We start from the raw sequence: 21,442 nt of genomic DNA, 5'->3' as shown, positions 1-21,442 counted from the left end.
AAACTCCCTCAAACGGCTGCAGCCGACGGCTGATGTCAAGAGCGCCCGTCGCTGATCACGCTCAGCAGCGCCGGACCCAAATCCCCGGCAGGCGTCACTTCGATGCGTTCGAGTCCGAGCCAGCCCTGCATCTGCTTCAATTCCTCGAACAGCTCTGCAGCGGTTTCAGGCGGTGCACCGGGCTCCGCATAGGCCGCATGGACGCGCAGTATGCTGGCCGGACGGTCGGCCTTGAGGTCGACGCGTGCCACGATCCTGTCGCCGAGCAGGAACGGCAGGACATAATAGCCATATTGCCGCTTGTCGGCCGGCGTGTAGATCTCGATGCGGTAGTGGAAATCGAACAGCCGCTCGGTGCGCGACCGCTCGAAGACGACCGGATCGAACGGCGCCAGCAGGGCGCGGGCCTCGACTTTGCGCGGCAGGCGGGCGTCTTTATGAAGATAGGCCGGCTTGTCCCAACCTTCGACACGCACCGGCAGCAGCTCGCCCGTTTCAACCAGTTCCTCCAGCCGGCCCTTCATGTCGGCCGGCGACAGGCGGAAATAGTCGCGCAGGTCGCCTGAAGTCGCCACGCCGTGGGCGCGGGCAGAAATGCGCAGCAATTCGCGGTGCGCGTCCTCGGCTGCCGGTACCGGCAGATCGAGGATCGCCTGCGGCAGCACGCGTTCGGGCAGGTCATAGAAGCGCTCGAAACCGCGGCGGTGCGCCGTGGTGATGCGCCCGGCCCAGAACAGCCATTCGAAGGCGTGCTTGGCATGGCTCCAGCCCCACCAGCCGCCCGAGCCTTTCTGGCCTTCGAGCGCGGAAGCGGCGATCGGGCCGCGCTCGGCGACCTGGCGGTAGATCTCTTCGATGTAGGCGGCGTGCTCGCGGCCCCATTTGGCGAGGCCCAGATACATTTCGTCGCCGCGCTCGGCGCGCTGCATGCGCCAGCGCATCAGCGGGTATGTCTCGACCGGCAGGAAGGAGGCCTCGTGCCCCCAGTATTCGAAAACCGTGCGCTTGCGCGTCACGGCCGCGTTGTCGAGCAGCGAGAACGGGTAGGGGCCAAGGCGCGAATAGAGCGGCATATAATGAGCGCGCACCACCGCGCTGACGGAATCGATCTGCAGCAGGCCGGTGCGGGAGAGGGTGCGGGCAAAATGTCGGCGGTCAGGCGTGCCGGTCGGGCGGGGATCGAGAAACCCCTGGGCGGCAAGCGCGATGCGACGGGCCGTGGGGAGCGAGATCTTTTCCTTCATGCAGGCATCACTTTGAAGTGTTTTGACCGAGGGTCGAATGGCTGATTCCAACCCATGCTAGCAGGGTTTTGGCGGCATCCATGTCAGGAGAGAAAAGTGGAGTAAAAAGCGAAGGAAATCAAACAGGAGCGGATCGGACCAGTTTGCCGCGATATGCCGTCCAGTCGGTGTTTTGAACAAGGTTTGACTTGCTTCGCTGGAAGTGCTGCGCTAACCCTCGCCGCGTTGCAGCATAAGCCCTTAAAACGGTTCAGCGGTTAAACTGTCACGCTTCCGCATTAGGGTCCGGTGCTGTAATCAAAGTGGATTGGCGCCAACGGAAAGCCGAGCATGAACGCACTCTTGAGCTCATACCTGCCCATCGTCCTGTTCATAGGCGTGGCGCTGGTTGTCGGCCTGGCGTTGCTGGCCGCACCCTTCCTGGTGGCCTATCGCAATCCCGATCCCGAAAAGCTTTCCGCCTACGAGTGCGGTTTCAACTCGTTCGACGACGCGCGCATGAAGTTCGACATCCGTTTCTACCTGGTGTCGATCCTGTTCATCATCTTCGACCTGGAAGTGGCCTTCCTGTTTCCGTGGGCGGTGTCGTTTTCGAAGATCGGCATGCTCGGTTTCTGGTCGATGATGGTGTTTTTGGCGGTGCTGACCATCGGCTTTGCCTATGAATGGAAAAAAGGAGCGCTGGAATGGGATTGAACGACAGTTCAGGCACCCTCGTCGCGCCGAAGCCCAAGGGTATTATCGATCCCAACACCGGCAGGCCGGTGGGGGAGGACGATCCCTTCTTCCTCGAGATCAACAATGAGTTGGCCGACAAGGGCTTTTTGGTCACTTCGACCGAGGCGCTCATCACCTGGGCGCGCAGCGGGTCGCTGATGTTCATGACGTTCGGCCTCGCTTGCTGCGCGGTCGAGATGATCCACACCTCGATGCCACGCTATGATTCGGAGCGGTTCGGCGTCGCGCCGCGTGCGTCCCCGCGCCAGTCCGACATCATGATCGTCGCCGGCACGCTGACCAACAAGATGGCGCCGGCGCTGCGCAAGGTCTACGACCAGATGCCGGAACCGCGCTACGTCATCTCGATGGGCTCCTGCGCCAATGGCGGCGGCTACTACCATTATTCCTATTCGGTGGTGCGCGGCTGCGACCGCATCGTGCCGGTCGACATCTATGTGCCCGGCTGTCCGCCGAGCGCCGAAGCGTTGCTGTACGGCATTCTTCTGCTGCAGAAGAAAATCCGCCGCACCGGCACGATCGAACGGTAAATCCATGACCGCATCCCTGAGCGAACTGTCGACCTATCTCGGCGAGAAGCTGCCTGGCCGCTTCAGTGACGGGGTGCTTGCCTATGGCGAGCTTACCGTTCACGTCGAGCCGCGCGATCTGGTCGAGGTGATGACCTTCCTGCGCGACGATGCGCGCTGCCAGTTCATCTCGATCATCGACGTCTGCGGCGCCGACTATCCGTCGCGGGCCAAGCGCTTCGACGTCGTCTATCATCTGTTGTCGCCGAAGCAGAATGTGCGCATCCGCGTCAAGGTGCAGGCCGACGAGGAAACCATGGTGCCGTCGATCACCGGCGTGTTCCCCGGCGCCGACTGGTTCGAGCGCGAGACCTACGATCTCTACGGCGTGCTGTTTTCGGGCCATCCCGATCTGCGTCGCCTGCTGACCGACTACGGTTTCGAAGGCCATCCGCTACGCAAGGATTTCCCGCTGACCGGATTCGTCGAGGTGCGGTACGACGACGAGGCCAAGCGCGTCATCTATGAGCCGGTCGAGCTCAAGCAGGAATTCCGCAATTTCGATTTTTTGTCCCCGTGGGAAGGTACGGATTACGTGCTGCCGGGTGACGAGAAGGCAAAGCAGTAAATGGCTGAAACCTCGGTCCGCAACTTCAACATCAATTTCGGCCCGCAACACCCTGCGGCGCACGGCGTTTTGCGCCTTGTGCTGGAGCTGGACGGCGAAGTCGTCGATCGCGTCGATCCGCATATCGGGCTCTTGCATCGCGGTACCGAAAAGCTGATCGAAGCCAAAACCTATTTGCAGGCGATCCCTTATCTCGATCGGCTCGACTATTGCGCGCCGATGAACCAAGAGCACGCCTTCGCGCTCGCCGCCGAGCGCCTGCTCGGCATCGAAGTGCCGAAGCGCGGGCAGCTGATCCGCGTGCTCTATTGCGAAATCGGCCGCATCATGTCGCACATCCTCAATGTGACGACGCAGGCTATGGACGTCGGCGCGCTGACGCCGCCGCTGTGGGGCTTCGTCGAGCGCGAAAAGCTGATGGTGTTCTATGAGCGCGCCTCCGGTTCGCGCATGCATGCCGCCTATTTCCGTCCCGGCGGCGTCCATCAGGACCTGCCGCAGAAGCTGGTCGAGGACATCGGCAAGTGGATCGACCCGTTCCTGAAGTCGATCGACGACCTCGATCAGTTGCTGACCGGCAACCGCATCTTCAAGCAGCGCAATGTCGATATCGGCATCGTCTCGCTGGCGGATGCCTGGGCCTGGGGTTTTTCGGGCGTGATGGTGCGTGGCTCGGGTGCAGCCTGGGACCTGCGCAAGTCGCAGCCCTATGAATGCTATTCGGAAATGGATTTCGACATTCCGATCGGCAAGAACGGCGACTGTTTCGACCGCTACCTCGTGCGCATGGAAGAAATGCGCCAGTCGGCGAAGATCATGCGCCAGTGCGTCGATCTCCTGCTCGGCAAGGAAAGCGCCGGCCCGGTGTCGAACCTCGACGGCAAGGTGGTGCCGCCCAAGCGCCAGGCGATGAAGCGCTCGATGGAAGCGCTGATCCATCACTTCAAGCTCTACACCGAGGGTTATCGCGTGCCAGCCGGCGAGGTTTACGCCGCGGTCGAGGCGCCGAAGGGCGAATTCGGCGTCTATCTCGTCTCCGACGGCTCCAACAAGCCCTACCGCTGCAAGCTGCGCGCGCCGGGTTTCGCGCATCTGCAGGCGATGGATTTCCTCTGCCGCGGCCACATGCTGGCCGACGTCACCGCCGTTCTCGGCTCCCTCGACATCGTGTTTGGTGAGGTCGATCGCTAAATGTCAGTCCGCCGTCTCGCAGAAGCCAGCGTCCAGCCAGCCTCCTTCGCCTTCAACCGGGCGAATGCCGCGGCTGCGAAGCAATGGATCAAGAAATATCCGAAGGGTCGCGAACAGTCGGCCATCATTCCCTTGCTGATGATAGCGCAGGAGCAGGAAGGCTGGGTGACGAAGGCGGCGATCGAGACGATCTCCGACATGCTCGGCATGCCGCGTATCCGCGGGCTCGAGGTCGCGACCTTCTACACGCAGTACCAGTTGAATCCGGTTGGCACGCGTGCGCACATCCAGGTCTGCGGCACCACGCCCTGCATGCTGCGCGGTTCGGAAGCGCTGATGGATGTCTGCCGCTCCAGGATCCATCACGACCAGTTCCACGCCAACGACAAAGGCACCTTGTCCTGGGAAGAGGTCGAATGCCTTGGCGCCTGCGTCAACGCGCCGATGGTCATGATCTTCAAGGACACGTTCGAGGATCTGACGCCGGAACGCCTGGCTGAAATCATCGATCTCTATGACGCCGGCAAGGGTGCTTCGGTGGAACCGGGGCCGCAGAACGGCCGTACCGGCTCGGAGCCGGCCTCCGGCCTCACCACGCTGAAGAGCGAAAAGGCGATCCTCAAGTCGACCCGTGAAAGGGAAGCCAGGGAAGCGGCCAGGGCCGCCAGGGCGGCGCCCGACGCGATCATCGCAGGGCCCGTGCCGGCACCGGCTGCGGCCCCTGTCGCGCCGTCCAACACCAGCAAGCCGAAGACCGACGCCCCTGAAACCAGCCCGGCATTGAAGACGCCTTCAAAAACCAAGGTCGCGCCGACGGTTGAAAAGGCGGCGAGCGTTGCCGCCCCACTGCATTCGGCCGCCAATGCCAACAAGGCAGACTCCAAGGTCGAGCAGGTTTCCAAGCAGCGCAACGGTCCAATAACCAAGGCCGAGCCGGCATCCGCCTTCAAGGCGCCGGAGGTCAAGGTACCGGCAGCCAAGCCGGCCAAACCGTCGCTCGAGGACAAGAACCGTCCGGCCGGCATCGATAAACCGGTACAGGTCGATGACCTAAAGCTGATCTCCGGCGTCGGCCCCAAGATCGAGGGCATCCTGCATACGCTGGGCATTTTTACCTTCGCGCAGGTCGCGTCGTGGAAGAAGGCCGAACGCGAGTGGGTGGATGGCTATCTCTCTTTCCAGGGCCGCATCGATCGCGACGACTGGGTCAAGCAGGCCAAGGCGCTCGCCAAGGGTGGCGTGGCCGAATACATCCGCGTCTTCGGCAAGAAGCCGGTCTGAGGGACGAAAAATGCTCGGGGATAAAGACCGCATCTTCACCAATATCTACGGCCTGTTCGACAAGTCGCTGGCCGGCGCGATGGCACGCGGCGCCTGGGACAACACGCCCGGCATCGTTGCCAAGGGGCGCGAGTGGATCGTCAACGAGATGAAGGCGTCGGGCCTGCGCGGTCGCGGCGGCGCAGGCTTCCCGACCGGGCTCAAATGGTCGTTCATGCCCAAGCAGAGCGACGGCCGGCCGAGCTATCTCGTCATCAACGCCGACGAATCCGAGCCCGGCACCTGCAAGGACCGCGACATCCTGCGCAACGACCCGCACACGCTGGTCGAGGGCGCGCTGCTTGCCGGTTTCGCCATGGGCGCGATTGCCGCCTACATCTATGTGCGCGGTGAGTTCATCCGCGAGCGCGAGGCGCTGCAGCGCGCGATCGAGGAGGCCTACGAGGCCAAGCTGATCGGCAAGAACAACACGTCCGGCTACGATTTCGACATCTACATGCACCACGGCGCCGGCGCCTATATCTGTGGCGAGGAGACAGCGCTCCTCGAAAGCCTCGAAGGCAAGAAGGGCCAGCCCCGGCTGAAGCCGCCATTCCCTGCCAATGTCGGCCTCTATGGCTGCCCGACCACGGTCAACAATGTCGAATCGATCGCGGTTGCGCCGACCATCCTGCGCCGCGGTGCGGCCTGGTTCTCGTCCTTCGGCCGGCCCAACAATGTCGGCACCAAGCTGTTTTGCATCTCCGGCCACGTCAACAATCCGTGCACGGTCGAGGAGGCGATGTCGATCCCGTTCCGCGAGCTCATCGAGACGCATTGCGGCGGCATTCGCGGCGGCTGGGACAATCTTTTGGCGGTCATACCGGGTGGCGCCTCGGTGCCGCTGGTGCCGGCCGAGCAGATCATCGACGCGCCGATGGATTTCGACGCCTTGCGCGACCTCAAATCCGGCCTTGGAACCGCGGCTGTCATCGTCATGGACAAGTCGACCGATGTCGTGAAAGCGATTGCGCGGCTTTCCTACTTCTACAAGCACGAGAGCTGCGGCCAGTGCACGCCATGCCGCGAAGGCACCGGCTGGATGTGGCGGGTGATGGAACGGCTGGTGCGCGGCGAGGCGCAGAAGCGCGAGATCGATATGCTGCTCGACGTCACCAAGCAGATCGAGGGCCACACGATCTGCGCGCTGGGCGACGCGGCGGCATGGCCGATCCAGGGCCTGATGCGGCATTTCCGCGGCGAAGTGGAGCGGCGCATCGACGAGTTTTCGCGCAATGCGCACCGGGCCGAGCCTGTGATGGTGGCGGCGGAATAGAAGAATGTTTACGCGGACGAAAGTCCGCAGCGAAGGGCGGGGCGAACGAAGAAACGACCAGGAGAACTCTATGGCGCCGTATTCGAACCCGCTGATGCCCAATTTGGACCAGATCGAGAAGATGAACCAAGACTTGACCAGGATGATGCCGAAGGAGATGGCCAGCGCCGTCAACCTTTTCGTGCATCCTGTGGCGGGTGCGGCGGCGATGTCGGCGCTTGGCCTCGGGCTCGCCAACCACGCTTTCGGCGTCTGGCTGGGCGCGCTTTCAGGTGCCGCAGAAGCCTCGCAGCGGCTGCTGCAGCCGATCGTCGATGATTTCGAGGCGCGCGTCGCGCAGTTCGAAGATCCAAGTCCTTCCTCCACCAAAGCACGGGCGACGGCGAAAACCATGATTGCCGAGGCGCAGTCCTTCGCCCGGGAGGTCACCGATATTGCCGCCAAGGAAGCCGCCACTGCTGTGCCGGCCGCAAATGCGGCTCCGGCTACGGGCGGCGCCGGCGATGCGCTGATGCCCGAGGATTTCAGGCAGCCCAACGCCATGGAGAAGCCGGCCATTCCGGCAGATCTCAAGGCCATCTCGGGCATCGGGCCGAAGCTGGAAAAGGTTCTCAACGGCCTCGGCATCTGGACGTATGCCCAGATCGCGGCATGGACGCCGCAAGAGGTTGCCTGGGTCGAGGACTATCTGTCGCTCGGCGGCCGCATCGGCCGCGACGATTGGACAGCCCAAGCGGCGGCGCTCGCCGTCAAGAAGTGAATGAAGTGCCCGACGTGGTCTCGACCGCGTCCGGAAAAAGAGATTGCGGGAACTCCGCAGGGGTTTGAGGCGAATGGCAAAGCTCAAGGTCGACGGGAAAGAGATCACTGTACCCGACCACTACACGCTGCTGCAGGCGGCTGAAGACGCTGGCGCGGAAGTGCCGCGCTTCTGCTTCCATGAGCGGCTGTCGATCGCCGGCAATTGCCGCATGTGCCTGATCGAGGTGAAGGGCGGGCCGCCCAAGCCGCAGGCCTCCTGCGCCATGAATGTGCGCGACCTGCGTCCCGGCCCGAATGGCGAGGCGCCGGAAATCTTCACCAACACGCCGATGGTCAAGAAGGCCCGGGAAGGCGTGATGGAGTTCCTGCTGATCAACCATCCGCTGGATTGCCCGATCTGCGACCAGGGCGGCGAATGCGACCTGCAGGACCAGGCGATGGCCTTCGGCGTCGATTCCTCGCGCTATCACGAGAACAAGCGCGCGGTCGAAGACAAATACATCGGACCGCTGGTCAAGACGGTGATGAATCGCTGCATCCACTGCACGCGCTGCGTCCGCTTCACCACCGAAGTCGCCGGCATTTCCGAACTGGGCCTGATCGGCCGTGGCGAGGATGCAGAGATCACCACCTATCTCGAACAGGCGATGACCTCGGAGCTGCAGGGCAATGTCATCGACCTTTGCCCGGTCGGCGCGCTGACCTCGAAGCCATTCGCCTTCCAGGCGCGACCGTGGGAGCTGACCAAGACCGAATCCATCGACGTGATGGATGCGGTCGGCTCGGCGATCCGCGTCGATAGCCGGGGCCGCGAAGTGATGCGCATCCTGCCGCGCGTCAATGAGGCGGTGAACGAGGAGTGGATCTCCGACAAGACCCGCTTCATCTGGGACGGCCTGCGCACGCAGCGTCTCGACCGCCCCTATGTGCGCAAGGACGGCAGGCTGGTTGCCGCCAGCTGGGCCGAGGCCTTCGCCGCGATCAAGGACACGGTGTCGAAGACGGCGCCCGAAAAGATCGGCGCTATCGCGGGCGATCTCGCCGCCGTCGAGGAAACCTATGCGCTCAAGCTGTTGATGGCTTCGCTCGGCTCCAAGAATACGGATTGCCGCCAGGATGGCGCCGCACTCGATCCGGCGCTCGGCCGTGCGAGCTACATCTTCAACCCGACCATCGAAGGCATCGAGCAGGCCGATGCGGTGCTGATCATCGGCGCCAATCCGCGCTATGAAGCTTCGGTGCTCAACGCCCGCATCCGCAAGCGCTGGCGGACCGGCAATCTGCCGGTTGGCGTCATCGGCGATGTCGGCGACACACGCTACGACTACGAACAGCTGGGCGCCGGACCGGATTCGCTGAAGGATTTGGCTGACGGCAATGGCAAGTTCTTCCAGGTGCTGAAGAAGGCGACGCATCCGCTGATCATCGTCGGCCAGGGCGCGCTGGCGCGCGCCGATGGCGCGGCCGTGCTCGGTCAGGCGGCCAAGCTCGCCGCCGCCGTCAACGCTGCCCGCGCGGATTGGAACGGCTTTGCCGTGCTGCACAATGCGGCCGGGCGCGTCGGCGGTCTCGATCTCGGCTTCGTGCCGGGCGAGGGCGGCAGAAACGTTGCCGGCATGCTGGGCGAAATGGAGCTCCTGTTCCTGCTCGGCGCCGACGAGATCGACATGGCCAAGACCGGCGGCGCCTTCGTCGTCTATATCGGCACGCATGGCGATCAGGGCGCGCACCGCGCCAATGTCATCCTGCCGGCGGCCGCCTACACGGAAAAGTCGGCCACCTATGTCAACACCGAAGGGCGTGTGCAGCAGACCAACCGCGCCGGCTTCGCGCCGGGCGAGGCGCGCGAGGACTGGGCGATCCTGCGGGCACTGTCGGATGTGCTGGGCAAGAAACTGCCGTTCGATTCGCTGCCGCAACTGCGCGCCAAGCTCTATGGCGAATACCCGCATCTGGCCCGTATCGACCAGGTCGCGGCCGGCAATGCCGAGGACATCGCTGGGGTGGCGAAGCTCGGCGGGCGGCTGAACAAGGGCACCTTTACGTCGCCGGTGACGGATTTCTACCTGACCAACCCGATCGCGCGGGCATCGGCCGTGATGGCGGAATGCTCGGCACTGGCCAAGAGCGGCTTCAAGCAGGCGGCGGAATAAGCATGGACACTTTCTTCTCCTTCTACGTGCTGCCGGCGCTGATCATTCTGCTGAAATCGGTCGTGCTGATCGTTATCCTGCTGATTTTCGTCGCCTATATCCTCTATGCCGACCGCAAGATCTGGGCGGCGGTGCAACTGCGCCGTGGCCCGAACGTCGTCGGCCCCTGGGGCACGCTGCAAGCCTTCGCCGATCTGCTGAAATTCGTCTTCAAGGAGCCGGTCATCCCGTCCGGCGCCAACAAGGGCGTGTTCCTGCTGGCGCCGCTGGTCTCGGCCGTGCTGGCGATCTCGGCCTGGGCGGTCATCCCGGTCAATCAGGGCTGGGCGATCGCCAACGTCAATGTCGGCATCCTCTATGTCTTCGCCATCTCCTCGCTCGAGGTCTACGGCGTGATCATGGGCGGCTGGGCCTCCAACTCGAAATATCCGTTCCTCGGCGCGCTGCGTTCGGCGGCTCAGATGGTGTCCTACGAAGTCTCGATAGGTTTCGTCATCGTCACCGTACTGCTCACCGCCGGCTCGCTGAACCTCACCGACATCGTGCTGTCGCAGCATGATGGAATTGGTACGCGGCTTGGCCTGCCCAACACCTTCCTCGACTGGAACTGGCTGGCGCTGTTCCCGATGTTCATCATCTTCTTCATCTCGGCGCTGGCCGAGACGAACCGGCCGCCTTTCGATCTGGTGGAAGCCGAATCGGAACTGGTCGCCGGCCACATGGTCGAATATTCGTCGACGCCGTTCCTGCTGTTCTTCCTCGGCGAGTATGTAGCCATCGTGCTGATGTGCGCGCTGGCCACCATCCTGTTCCTCGGCGGCTGGCTGCCTCCGTTCGACTTCGCGCCGTTCACCTGGGTGCCGGGCGTCATCTGGTTCGTGCTGAAAGTCTGCTTCGTGTTCTTCGGCATCTCCATGGTGAAAGCCTTCGTGCCGCGCTACCGCTACGACCAATTGATGCGGCTTGGCTGGAAAGTGTTCCTGCCGATCTCGCTGTTCATGGTGGTCGCCACCGCGGCCTTCCTCAAGATCACGGGGTTTGCGTGATGTCCGCTCTTTCCCAAGCCGCCAAATCGCTGCTGCTGCAGGATTTCGTCAGCGCTTTCTTCCTGTCGATGCGCCAGTTCTTCGCGCCGAAAGAGACGATCAATTATCCGCACGAGAAGGGGCCGACCAGTCCGCGCTTCCGCGGCGAGCATGCGCTGCGCCGCTATCCCAATGGCGAGGAACGCTGCATCGCCTGCAAATTGTGCGAGGCGATCTGCCCGGCGCAGGCCATCACCATCGAGGCCGGCCCGCGCCGCAATGACGGCACGCGCCGCACGGTTCGCTACGACATCGACATGGTGAAGTGCATTTATTGCGGCTTCTGCCAGGAAGCCTGCCCGGTCGACGCCATCGTCGAGGGGCCGAATTTCGAATTCGCGACGGAGACGCGCGAGGAACTCTACTACGACAAGGACAAGCTGTTGGCGAATGGCGACCGGTGGGAGCGCGAACTGGCGCGCAACATCTCGCTGGACTCGCCCTACCGCTGATATTTGACGCATGGACGGGGCAGGGGCCTCGTCCAGAGGATGATCCCGAAAAGTTGCGGACTTTTTCGGACCAGATCATGCTCCGGAATACAGAGTGGCCCATGTTTCTTTCGATCGGGCCTTTCAACCCGATCGGAACATGGGCTAGGACAACGCGGCTTTGGAACCGGAGGCGGAACCAGGCCAGAGACAACAAACAGGACGAGCGTCCTGTTCGTACAGGAACCCGGGGGATCCCCAATGTTGAGTGGACTAGAGGCGGCCTTTTTCTACCTCTTCGCCTTTGTCGCGGTGGCGTCGGCGTTCATGGTCATTTCGTCGCGCAACCCCGTGCATTCGGTGCTGTTCCTGATCCTGACCTTTTTCAACGCCGCCGGCCTGTTCATGCTGACCGGGGCCGAGTTCCTGGCGATGATCCTGCTCGTCGTCTATGTCGGCGCGGTGATGGTGCTGTTTCTGTTCGTCGTCATGATGCTCGACGTCGATTTCGCCGAGATGAAGGAAGGCGCCCTGCAATATGCGCCGATCGGCGCGCTGGTCGGGCTGATCCTGGCGGCGGAGCTGATCGTCGTTCTCGGCGGCTACACTTTCGCGCCGCAGCTCGCTTCGACGGTCTCCAAGCCCATTCCGGATCTCGCCACGCGGACCAACACCGCCGCGCTCGGCGACATCCTGTATACCGACTACCTCTACTACTTCCAGATTTCGGGCCTCATCCTGCTGGTCGCCATGATTGGCGCCATCGTGCTGACGCTGCGCCATAAGCCAGGCGTCAAGCGGCAGTCGATCGCGGCCCAGGTCGGCCGCACGCCGGCGACCGGCATGGAAATCCGCAAGGTCAAGACAGGCGAGGGACTCTGAGATGGTTGTCGGCATCGCACATTATCTGACCGTATCGGCTGTTCTGTTCACGCTCGGCGTGTTCGGCATCTTCCTGAACCGCAAGAACGTCATCGTCATCCTGATGTCGGTTGAACTGATCCTGCTGGCGGTCAACATCAATTTCGTCGCCTTTTCGGCGGCACTGGGCGATCTGGTCGGCCAGGTGTTCGCGCTGTTCGTGCTGACGGTAGCTGCCGCCGAGGCCGCCATCGGACTTGCCATTCTCGTCGTCTTCTTCCGCAACCGCGGCTCGATCGCGGTCGAAGACGTGAACATGATGAAGGGTTGACGGAACCACCATGTATCAGGCCATCGTCTTCCTTCCCCTGCTCGGCTTCCTGATCGTCGGCCTGTTCGGCACGTCGCTCGGCGCCAAGGCGTCCGAATACATCACCTCCGGTTTCCTGGTGATCGCGGCCGTGCTGTCGTGGGTCGCTTTCTTCACCGTCGGTTTCGGCCATGGCGAGGTGTTCACCGTGCCGGTGCTGCGCTGGATACAGTCGGGCGGACTGGAAGCGTCCTGGGCACTGCGGATCGACACGCTGACGGTGGTCATGCTGGTGGTGGTCAACACCGTCTCGGCGCTGGTCCACATCTATTCGATCGGCTACATGCACCACGATCCGAACCGGCCGCGCTTCTTCGCCTATCTGTCGCTGTTCACCTTCGCCATGCTGATGCTGGTGACGGCGGACAACCTCGTGCAGATGTTCTTTGGCTGGGAAGGCGTGGGGCTGGCGTCCTACCTGCTGATCGGCTTCTGGTACAAGAAGCCGTCGGCCAATGCCGCGGCAATCAAGGCCTTTGTCGTCAACCGCGTCGGCGATTTCGGCTTCGCACTCGGCATCTTCGGCGTGTTCGTGCTGTTCGGCTCGGTCAATCTGGGCACGATCTTCGCCAATGCGGCAACGTTCATTCCGGCCGAAGGCGCCCCGCACGGCGCCGCCGTGCTGACCTTCCTCGGCTATGCGCTGGACAAGCAGGCGGCCATGACGATCGTCTGCCTGCTGCTGTTCATGGGCGCCATGGGCAAGTCGGCGCAAGTGCCGCTGCACACCTGGCTGCCGGATGCCATGGAAGGCCCGACACCGGTTTCCGCGCTGATCCATGCCGCCACCATGGTGACGGCCGGCGTGTTCATGCTGGCACGGCTGTCGCCGCTGTTCGAACTCTCGCATTCGGCGCTGACTGTCGTGACCTTCATCGGTGCCTTCACGGCCTTCTTCGCGGCCACCGTCGGTCTCGTCCAGAACGACATCAAGCGCGTCATCGCCTACTCGACCTGCTCGCAGCTCGGCTACATGTTCGTGGCGCTCGGCGTCGGCGCCTATGGCGCGGCGATCTTCCACCTGTTCACGCATGCCTTCTTCAAGGCGCTGCTGTTCCTCGGCTCGGGCTCGGTCATCCATGCCGTGTCCGACGAGCAGGACATGCGCAAGATGGGCGGCCTCAGGAAACTGATCCCGACCACCTACTGGATGATGGTGATCGGCACGCTGGCGCTAACCGGCGTCGGCATTCCGGTGACGGTCATCGGCACCGCCGGCTTCTTCTCCAAGGACGCCATCATCGAGAGCGCCTTTGCCGGCCACAATTCGGTTGCCGGCATGGCCTTCGTGGCTCTGGTCGTCGCCGCTTGCTTCACCTCCTTCTACTCCTGGCGGCTGATCTTCATGACCTTCCACGGCAAGCCGCGGGCGAGCCATGAAGTGATGCACCACGTCCATGAATCGCCGCCTGTGATGCTGGTGCCGCTGTTCATCCTGGCCGCTGGCGCACTGTTTGCCGGCATCATCTTCCACCGCGCCTTCATCGGCGAGGGCTATGCCGAGTTCTGGAAGGCATCGCTGTTCACGCTGCCTGACAACCACATCCTGCACGACATCCACGAATTGCCGCTGTGGGTCGAACTGTCGCCCTTCATCGCCATGCTGATCGGCTTCGCGCTGGCCTGGAAATTCTACATCCGCTCGCCGGAAATGCCGGTCAACCTCGCCGCGCAGCATCGCGGGCTGTACGCCTTCCTGCTCAACAAGTGGTATTTCGACGAGCTCTACGACTTCCTGTTCGTGCGGCCCGCCAAGCGCCTCGGCCATTTCCTGTGGAAGACCGGCGACGGCACCATCATCGACGGCCTCGGCCCGGATGGCATTTCGGCGCGCGTCGTCGATGTCACCGATCGCGTCGTCAAGCTGCAGACCGGCTATCTCTACCACTACGCCTTCGCCATGCTGATCGGCGTTGCCGCACTCGTCACCTGGATGATGCTCTGATGACCGCCTGGCCAATCCTCTCGCTGGTCACCTTCCTGCCGCTGGTTGGTGTGCTGCTTATCCTGTTCATCAATGACGACAGCGAAAATGCACGCCGCAACATCCGCTCCATCGCGCTGTTGACGACGACGTTCACGTTCATCATCTCGCTGTTCATCTGGACCGGATTCGACAATTCGCAGTCCGGCTTCCAGTTCGTCGAGAAGGTCGCGTGGCTCGACTCCGGCATTTCCTACCATATGGGCGTCGACGGCATCTCGATGCTGTTCGTCATCCTGACGACGTTCCTGATGCCGCTGTGCATCCTGGCGTCGTGGGAATCGATCGAGAAGCGCGTGAAGGCCTACATGATTGCCTTCCTGCTGCTCGAAACGCTGATGATCGGCGTGTTCTGCGCGCTGGACATCGTGCTGTTCTACGTCTTCTTCGAAGCCGGCCTGATCCCGATGTTCATCATCATCGGCGTCTGGGGCGGCAAGCGGCGCGTCTACGCCTCGTTCAAGTTCTTCCTCTACACGCTCGCCGGCTCGGTGCTGATGCTGCTCGCCATCATGGCGATGTTCTTCCAGTCCGGCACAACCGACATCCCGACGCTGCTGACCCACAACTTCCCGGCCAACATGCAGACCTGGCTATGGCTTGCCTTCTTCGCCTCCTTCGCGGTGAAGATGCCAATGTGGCCGGTGCACACCTGGCTGCCCGATGCGCACGTCGAGGCGCCGACGGCGGGCTCCGTCATCCTGGCCGGCATCCTGTTGAAGATGGGGGGGTATGGCTTCCTGCGATTCTCCTTGCCGATGTTCCCGCTGGCGTCGGAAATGTTCGCGCCGCTGGTCTTCGCGCTGTCCGTCGTCGCCATCATCTACACCTCGCTGGTGGCGCTGATGCAGGAAGACATGAAGAAGCTGATCGCCTATTCGTCGGTTGCTCATATGGGCTTCGTCACCATGGGCATCTTCGCCATGAACCAGGAAGGCGTGCAGGGCGCGATTTTCCAGATGCTCAGCCACGGCCTCGTCTCCGGCGCGCTGTTCCTGTGCGTCGGCGTCATCTACGACCGCATGCACACACGTGAGATCGCCGCCTATGGCGGCCTGGTCAACAACATGCCGAAATACGCCACGGTGTTCCTGATCTTCACCATGGCCAATGTCGGCCTGCCCGGTACCAGCGGCTTCGTCGGCGAGTTCCTGACCATGCTGGGCGTGTTCCGGGTCAACACCTGGGTGGCGTTCTTCGCCGCCACCGGCGTCATCCTGTCGGCCGCCTACGCGCTCTGGCTCTACCGCCGGGTGATCTTCGGCGCACTGACCAAGGAGAGCCTGAAGGGCCTGCTCGATCTGTCGCCGCGCGAGAAGGTGATCATCTACCCGCTGGTCGTGCTGGTCATCTTCTTCGGCGTCTATCCCGCCCCGGTCTTCGACGCGACGGCCGAATCGGTCAAGTCGCTCGTCACCAATGTCACTGCATCCATCGGCGCCGCGCAGACCGCGGCGGCGAACTGACCAGAGGTTTTGCGAACCATGACGCCGGACCTTCTCTCCAGCCTGTCGCTCTCGACGCCAGAGCTGATCCTTGCCGTCGGCGCGCTGGCGCTGCTGATGGTCGGAGCCTATTCGCGCGCCAACACGGCCAACACGGTAACCGGCCTTGCGGTTGCCGTTCTGGCGATCGCGGGCGCCTGGCTGATCTTCCGGACCGGGCAGGGCAGCGCTTACGGCAATGCCTTCATCCAGGATTCCTTCGGCCGCTTCATGAAGGTGCTGGCGCTGATCGGTTCGGCGGTGACGCTGGTGATGTCGATGCGCTTCGCCAAGGCTGAACGCTTCGACAAGTTCGAATATCCGGTGCTGATCCTGCTCTGCACGCTCGGCATGATGCTGATGATCTCCGCCAATGGCATGATCGGCCTCTATCTCGGCCTCGAGCTGCAGTCGCTGGCGATCTACGTGCTGTGCGCGATCAACCGCGACAATCTGCGTTCGACTGAGGCTGGCCTCAAATATTTCGTCCTCGGCGCGCTGTCGTCGGGCATGCTGCTCTATGGCATCAGCCTGGTCTACGGCTACACCGGCAACACCGGCTTCCAGGAGATCGCTTCTGCGCTCGGCAGCGGCGAGCGCCAGCTCGGTCTCGTTTTCGGCCTCGTCTTCGTGCTGGCCGGCCTTGCCTTCAAGATCTCGGCGGTGCCGTTCCACATGTGGACGCCAGATGTCTATGAGGGCGCGCCGACACCGGTGACGGCCTTTTTGGCGGCAGCACCGAAGATGGCGGCGATGGCGCTGATGGTGCGCGTCACCATGGGTGCGTTCAAGCCGATCGCCTCCGACTGGCAGCAGATCATCGTCTTCATCTCGATCGCCTCGATGGCGCTTGGTGCTTTCGCCGCCATCGGCCAGACCAACATCAAACGGCTGATGGCCTATTCCTCGATCGGCCATATGGGCTATGCGCTGGTCGGCCTTGCCGCCAACAGCCAGGCCGGCGTGCGCGGCGTTGCCATCTACATGCTGATCTATCTGGTGATGACGCTCGGCACCTTCGCCTTCATCCTCGCCATGCGGCGCAAGGAAGGCAATGTCGAGCAGATCAGCGAGCTGGCCGGCCTGTCGTCGACCAATCCGATCATGGCGACGATCCTGACCATCCTGATGTTCTCGCTGGCCGGCATCCCGCCGCTCGCCGGCTTCTGGGGGAAATGGTACGTCTTCCTCGCCGCCATCAACGCCAATCTCTATGCGTTGGCGATCATCGGCGTGCTGGCCTCGGTGGTGGGCGCCTATTACTATTTGCGCATCATCAAGATCATGTGGTTCGACGAACCGGTCGGCGGCTTCGTGCCGATGGCGACGGAATTGCGTGTCGTGCTCGGCGTCTCCGGCGCCTTCGTGCTGTTCTACGTGCTGATCGGCGGGCCGATCGGCACCTATGCCGAAGCCGCCGCCAAGACGTTTTTCTAGTCGGCATGGCATTTCGGCTGGCTCCAACCTCGGCGTCGGATGGGTTCCGGCTCGAGGCGCATGAGAGCGTAGGCTCCACCAATGCGCTGGCACTGGACCACGCAAGGGCAGGCGACCCCGGCAAATTGTGGGTCGTTTCCAAGAAACAGGAAAGTGGGCGTGGCCGGCGCGGCCGCGTCTGGGCGACGCCAGAAGGCAACCTCGCGGCGACGCTACTGGTCATCACCAAGGCAGAGCTTCGCCTTGCCGCGACGCTGGGCTTCGTCGCCGGACTGGCGCTGGCCGATGCGCTCGACGCCGTGGTGCCGAAAGGCCGGATAGCCATCGGCCTCGACGGTGGCAGCGAAGGGAAAAACCGTTTCGAACTGAAATGGCCGAACGACGTGCTTGCCTCCGGCGCCAAGCTGGCCGGCATCCTGCTGGAATCGGCAATCCTGGAAGGCGGCCGTTTCGCGGTGGCGGTCGGAATCGGCGTCAATGTGGTGGCATACCCCGAGGATTTGCCCTATCCCGCAACATCACTCAGCGCGCTGGGCGCGGCATGCGATGCGGAAACACTGTTCCTGGCGCTGTCGGATGCCTGGAGCGAGAATGCCCGGTTGTGGGATGAGGGGCGCGGACTTGCCGCCGTCAGGCGTCGGTGGCTTGATCGTGCTGCGGGGCTTGGCAGCGAGGTTGCTGTCAGAATTGACGGTAATGTGGTGCGTGGGGTGTTTGAGACCATTGACGAGGACTGCCGTTTCGTGATCCGCGACGATGAAGGTTCGGTTCGGACGATCGCCGCCGGCGACGTGCATTTCGGCGCGGTCGCTTCGGCCAGGGCATAGGGCCGTTTATGCACCGTTCTAACTGTTTGTTTTTGCGCAACTCCGGTGGGAAAACCGTTACACACTTTTCCCGGAATTGCTTTTTGGGCTTGGCCTGAGGGCCAGGAAGGGAAAAATCATGGCGAAAGCGGAAACCGCCGAACTCGTCTTCGTGCCGCTCGGCGGCGTCGGCGAGATCGGCATGAACTTCGCTCTTTACGGCTACGGGCCGCCCAATGCGCGCGAATGGATCGTCATCGATGTCGGGGTGACCTTCCCCGATGCCAGCCTGCCGGGCGTCGACCTGGTGCTGCCCGACACGCGCTTCATCGAGGAGAACCTCGCCAATCTGCGCGGCATCATCATCACGCACGCGCATGAAGACCATTACGGCGCGCTGCTCGACACATGGCCGAAGCTGAAGGCGCCGGTCTGGATGACGCCGTTCAGCGCCGGCCTGCTGGAAGCCAAGCGGCAAGGCGAGCAGGGCGCGCCGAAAATACCGGTCACGATCTATCGGGCGGGCGAGAAATTCACCGTCGGCCCGTTCGAGATCGAAGCCATTCCGGTCGCGCACTCGATTCCCGAGCCGATGTCGCTGGCGATTACCTCGCCGGCCGGCACCGTCATCCATACCGGTGACTGGAAGATCGATCCGGAGCCGACGATTGGGCCGAAGACCGACGAGGCGCGTTTCCGGGCCTATGGCGACAAGGGCGTTCTGGCGCTGATCTGCGATTCGACCAATGCGCTGCGCGAAGGTGAGTCGCCTTCGGAAGTGGCTGTGGGCGAGGGCCTCAAAGGCGTCATCCAGGCTGCCAAGGGCCGTGTCGCCGTCACCACATTCTCCTCCAATGTCGGACGCATCGTCTCGATCGCCAAAGCGGCGCGCGATGCCGGACGCCAGTGTCTGGTGCTTGGCCGTTCGCTGAAGCGGGTCATCGATGTGGCCGGCGAACTCGGCTACATGGACGGTCTGCCGGAGTTCATCGCCGAGGAGGATTTTGGTTTCATCCCGCGCGAAAACCTGGTCATCATCTGCACCGGCAGCCAGGGCGAGCCGCTGGCCGCACTGGCCAAGCTGTCGCGCGAAGAGATGAAGTCGGTGTCACTGACGGCAGGCGACACGGTGGTGTTTTCCTCGCGTACCATTCCCGGCAACGAGAAGGCGATCCTCGAGATCAAGAACCGTCTCATCGACCTCGGCGTCAAGATCATAGAGGACGGCGATGCACTGGTGCATGTCTCCGGCCATCCGCGGCGCAGCGAATTGCGCAAGATGTATGAATGGGTGCGCCCGCAGATCGGCGTTCCCGTGCATGGCGAGGCGGCACATCTGGTGGCGCAGGGCTCGCTGATGTCGACATCGGGCATCGGCCAGGTGGCGCAGGTGCGCGACGGCGACATGCTCAGGCTTGCTCCCGGCCCAGCCACCATCATGGATCAGGTGCCGTTCGGCCGTATCTACAAGGATGGCAGACTGATCGGCACCGATCAGGCGATGGGCATCCGTGACCGGCGCAAGCTGTCCTTTGCCGGCCACGTGGCGGTCAATGTCGTGTTGGACGACAAATATGAGCTTGCCGGCGACCCCGACCTGGTCGCCATCGGCGTCGCCGAGGCCGATGGCCGTGGCGAGTCGCTGGAAGACTTGATGATCGATGCGGCAATCGGCGCGGTGGACTCGATCCCCCGTCAGCGCCGAAAAGACCTCGACCTGGTGCAAGAAGCAGTGCGGCGCGCCGTGCGCGGCGCCGCCAACGAAGCCTGGGGCAAGAAGCCGCTGGTGACTGTATTCGTCACAAGGTGACGAAAGGGAGTAGGGGAGTAGGGGAGTAGGGGAGTAGGAAGAGCAAACAGCTGACATACCTGTCTTTTCCCTTACTCCCGTATTCCCATACTCCCTACTTGGGAGTGCCAATGCTCGGACGACTGAACCATGTCGCGCTTGCCGTGCCGGATCTGGCTGCTGCCGTCGCTGCCTATCGCAACACGCTCGGCGCGGAAGTGACGGCGCCGCAGGCGCTGCCGGAGCATGGGGTGACGGTGGTGTTCGTCAATGTCGGCAACACCAAGATCGAACTTCTGGAGCCCTTGGGCGAGGGGTCGCCGATCGCCGCCTTCCTGGAGAAGAATCCTTCCGGCGGCATGCACCATCTTTGCTACGAGGTCGATGACATCCTGGCCGCGCGCGATCAGCTCAAGGCCGCCGGCGCCCGCGTGCTGGGCGACGGCAATCCGAAGATCGGCGCGCACGGCAAGCCGGTGCTGTTCCTGCATCCGAAGGATTTTTTCGGAACGCTGATCGAACTGGAGCAATCATGAGCTGGGTTTCGTTCACCGCCCTGTTTTTCGCGACCTGGTGGGTGGTGCTGTTCGCCGTGCTGCCGTTCAGCGTGAGGACGCAGGACGACGATCGTGACGTGACGCTCGGCACGGTTCCGAGCGCGCCGCGTGGGCCTCACATGCTGCGCGCCGTGATCCGCACCACCATCGCCACCGCGATCCTGATGGGCATTTTCTATGGCCTGACGCATGGGCTGGGATACAGCCTCAACGACATCCCGCACATCGTGCCGGAATTCAGCCAAACCCCAGCCAAATAGCCGGTCCCGGCCCAAGAAGATTTGTTCGGCGAAGACGTTTTCATCCGTCGGAACAGCTTGGTTCCAGACAGGAATGCTGTGTCGTTTTGCGGCCGGACGAGCGCTGACGCTAGGTAAGGTGGTTTGGCAACGCATTGCGCTAAGCAGATGATTGCACAAAAAAAATGCAAGGCACGAGGCCTTGCAATTTAAACGCGTCCGATCTGTTTCCGGTTTCCGGCGGCAGCGAGTAACCGCGCCTAGATCGCATCCTCCCAAGACTTTGACCGCGTAGGAGAGCAGATTTTTTTCTACCCTCTCGGTTATCGAGGTACATTAGCCTAAGGCGAATGACAATGTCACGAAGAATTTTGCCTTGAAACGGGCATTCTCGTGCTGCACTGCACAATAGTGTGGCAGGCGTTGCTTGGCGAACGATCATCAAGACGCGCGCGGTGACCGGGAGGCCTTGCGGCGCCGTGGGTCTTCTGGGCGGGCGAAGGACGGTGCGACGCTTCTGATCCCGGCTATCCCGTGCTTTTTGAAAATCGATTGCCGCTTTTCGGGCCGAAGCGTCC

Annotated in this window: 20 protein-coding genes; 19 read left to right on the top strand and 1 reads right to left on the bottom strand. The window is 62.7% G+C overall.

The features are described from left to right. Positions 1–35 precede the first annotated feature (35 nt). Entirely contained in the window at positions 36–1,244 is a 1,209-nt protein-coding gene (locus NKJ37_RS25880) for a winged helix-turn-helix domain-containing protein (protein ID WP_352612430.1), read from the bottom strand. 330 nt (positions 1,245–1,574) lie between these two features. Here NKJ37_RS25880 and NKJ37_RS25875 point away from each other — a divergent pair, with 330 nt between their 5' ends. The 19 genes from NKJ37_RS25875 to NKJ37_RS25785 all read left to right on the top strand — a co-directional run bounded on the left by NKJ37_RS25875 (position 1,575) and on the right by NKJ37_RS25785 (position 20,885). Next, entirely contained in the window at positions 1,575–1,940 is a 366-nt protein-coding gene (locus NKJ37_RS25875; protein ID WP_010910112.1) for an NADH-quinone oxidoreductase subunit A, read from the top strand. Then, positions 1,931–2,512, top strand: coding sequence for a NuoB/complex I 20 kDa subunit family protein (locus NKJ37_RS25870; RefSeq protein ID WP_013531090.1), 582 nt, complete (start codon positions 1,931–1,933; stop codon positions 2,510–2,512). The genes NKJ37_RS25875 and NKJ37_RS25870 overlap by 10 nt, the downstream gene beginning before the upstream one ends. Before the next feature lie 4 nt (positions 2,513–2,516). Beyond that, the gene (locus NKJ37_RS25865) at positions 2,517–3,119 is read left to right on the top strand and encodes an NADH-quinone oxidoreductase subunit C (protein ID WP_127293230.1); all 603 of its coding nucleotides are present in this window, start codon (positions 2,517–2,519) and stop codon (positions 3,117–3,119) included. Next, positions 3,120–4,310 (top strand): NADH-quinone oxidoreductase subunit D, encoded by a 1,191-nt coding sequence (locus NKJ37_RS25860; RefSeq protein WP_352632380.1) that lies wholly within the window; start codon positions 3,120–3,122, stop codon positions 4,308–4,310. Continuing rightward, the gene (locus tag NKJ37_RS25855) at positions 4,311–5,591 is read left to right on the top strand and encodes an NADH-quinone oxidoreductase subunit E (RefSeq protein WP_023812386.1); all 1,281 of its coding nucleotides are present in this window, start codon (positions 4,311–4,313) and stop codon (positions 5,589–5,591) included. Positions 5,592–5,601: 10 nt separating this feature from the next. After that, complete coding sequence (gene nuoF, locus NKJ37_RS25850) at positions 5,602–6,906, top strand: NADH-quinone oxidoreductase subunit NuoF (RefSeq protein WP_023812385.1); 1,305 nt, start codon at positions 5,602–5,604, stop codon at positions 6,904–6,906. A gap of 70 nt (positions 6,907–6,976) precedes the next feature. Further along, complete coding sequence (locus NKJ37_RS25845; RefSeq protein ID WP_352723147.1) at positions 6,977–7,666, top strand: helix-hairpin-helix domain-containing protein; 690 nt, start codon at positions 6,977–6,979, stop codon at positions 7,664–7,666. 73 nt (positions 7,667–7,739) lie between these two features. Beyond that, positions 7,740–9,821 carry an NADH-quinone oxidoreductase subunit NuoG gene (gene nuoG, locus NKJ37_RS25840; RefSeq protein ID WP_352775550.1) on the top strand — a complete coding sequence of 694 codons (2,082 nt, stop codon included), beginning with the start codon at positions 7,740–7,742 and terminating at the stop codon, positions 9,819–9,821. A 2-nt stretch (positions 9,822–9,823) separates the two neighbouring features. Beyond that, positions 9,824–10,867: an NADH-quinone oxidoreductase subunit NuoH gene (gene nuoH / locus NKJ37_RS25835; protein WP_027034808.1), complete on the top strand. Its 1,044-nt coding sequence runs from the start codon at positions 9,824–9,826 to the stop codon at positions 10,865–10,867. Next, positions 10,867–11,358, top strand: coding sequence for an NADH-quinone oxidoreductase subunit NuoI (gene nuoI, locus NKJ37_RS25830; RefSeq protein ID WP_023812382.1), 492 nt, complete (start codon positions 10,867–10,869; stop codon positions 11,356–11,358). The genes nuoH and nuoI overlap by 1 nt, the downstream gene beginning before the upstream one ends. 240 nt (positions 11,359–11,598) lie before the next feature. Beyond that, a complete protein-coding gene (locus NKJ37_RS25825; RefSeq protein ID WP_023812381.1) occupies positions 11,599–12,219 on the top strand; it encodes an NADH-quinone oxidoreductase subunit J in 621 nt (206 codons plus the stop codon). A gap of 1 nt (position 12,220) precedes the next feature. Further along, positions 12,221–12,529 carry an NADH-quinone oxidoreductase subunit NuoK gene (nuoK, locus tag NKJ37_RS25820; RefSeq protein WP_010910101.1) on the top strand — a complete coding sequence of 103 codons (309 nt, stop codon included), beginning with the start codon at positions 12,221–12,223 and terminating at the stop codon, positions 12,527–12,529. A 10-nt stretch (positions 12,530–12,539) separates the two neighbouring features. Beyond that, positions 12,540–14,513, top strand: coding sequence for an NADH-quinone oxidoreductase subunit L (gene nuoL, locus NKJ37_RS25815; protein ID WP_023812380.1), 1,974 nt, complete (start codon positions 12,540–12,542; stop codon positions 14,511–14,513). Then, positions 14,513–16,018: an NADH-quinone oxidoreductase subunit M gene (locus NKJ37_RS25810; RefSeq protein ID WP_023812379.1), complete on the top strand. Its 1,506-nt coding sequence runs from the start codon at positions 14,513–14,515 to the stop codon at positions 16,016–16,018. The genes nuoL and NKJ37_RS25810 overlap by 1 nt, the downstream gene beginning before the upstream one ends. An 18-nt stretch (positions 16,019–16,036) precedes the next feature. Next, positions 16,037–17,473: an NADH-quinone oxidoreductase subunit NuoN gene (nuoN, locus tag NKJ37_RS25805; protein ID WP_352751314.1), complete on the top strand. Its 1,437-nt coding sequence runs from the start codon at positions 16,037–16,039 to the stop codon at positions 17,471–17,473. 5 nt (positions 17,474–17,478) lie between these two features. Next, the gene (locus tag NKJ37_RS25800) at positions 17,479–18,300 is read left to right on the top strand and encodes a biotin--[acetyl-CoA-carboxylase] ligase (protein WP_352751316.1); all 822 of its coding nucleotides are present in this window, start codon (positions 17,479–17,481) and stop codon (positions 18,298–18,300) included. A 118-nt stretch (positions 18,301–18,418) separates the two neighbouring features. Beyond that, complete coding sequence (locus NKJ37_RS25795; RefSeq protein WP_127267199.1) at positions 18,419–20,089, top strand: ribonuclease J; 1,671 nt, start codon at positions 18,419–18,421, stop codon at positions 20,087–20,089. A 110-nt stretch (positions 20,090–20,199) separates the two neighbouring features. After that, positions 20,200–20,604: a methylmalonyl-CoA epimerase gene (gene mce / locus NKJ37_RS25790; protein ID WP_128304418.1), complete on the top strand. Its 405-nt coding sequence runs from the start codon at positions 20,200–20,202 to the stop codon at positions 20,602–20,604. Then, positions 20,601–20,885, top strand: a complete 285-nt coding sequence (locus NKJ37_RS25785) for a DUF1467 family protein (protein ID WP_023812375.1) — start codon at positions 20,601–20,603, stop codon at positions 20,883–20,885. Before mce ends, NKJ37_RS25785 begins: the two co-directional genes overlap by 4 nt. Positions 20,886–21,442 lie beyond the last annotated feature (557 nt).

Source organism: Mesorhizobium sp. M0140, assembly GCF_040322475.1.
Classification (GTDB): domain Bacteria; phylum Pseudomonadota; class Alphaproteobacteria; order Rhizobiales; family Rhizobiaceae; genus Mesorhizobium.
The sequence above is the reverse complement of the archived record's forward strand: the minus strand, read 5'-3'. Positions and strand labels throughout refer to the sequence as shown.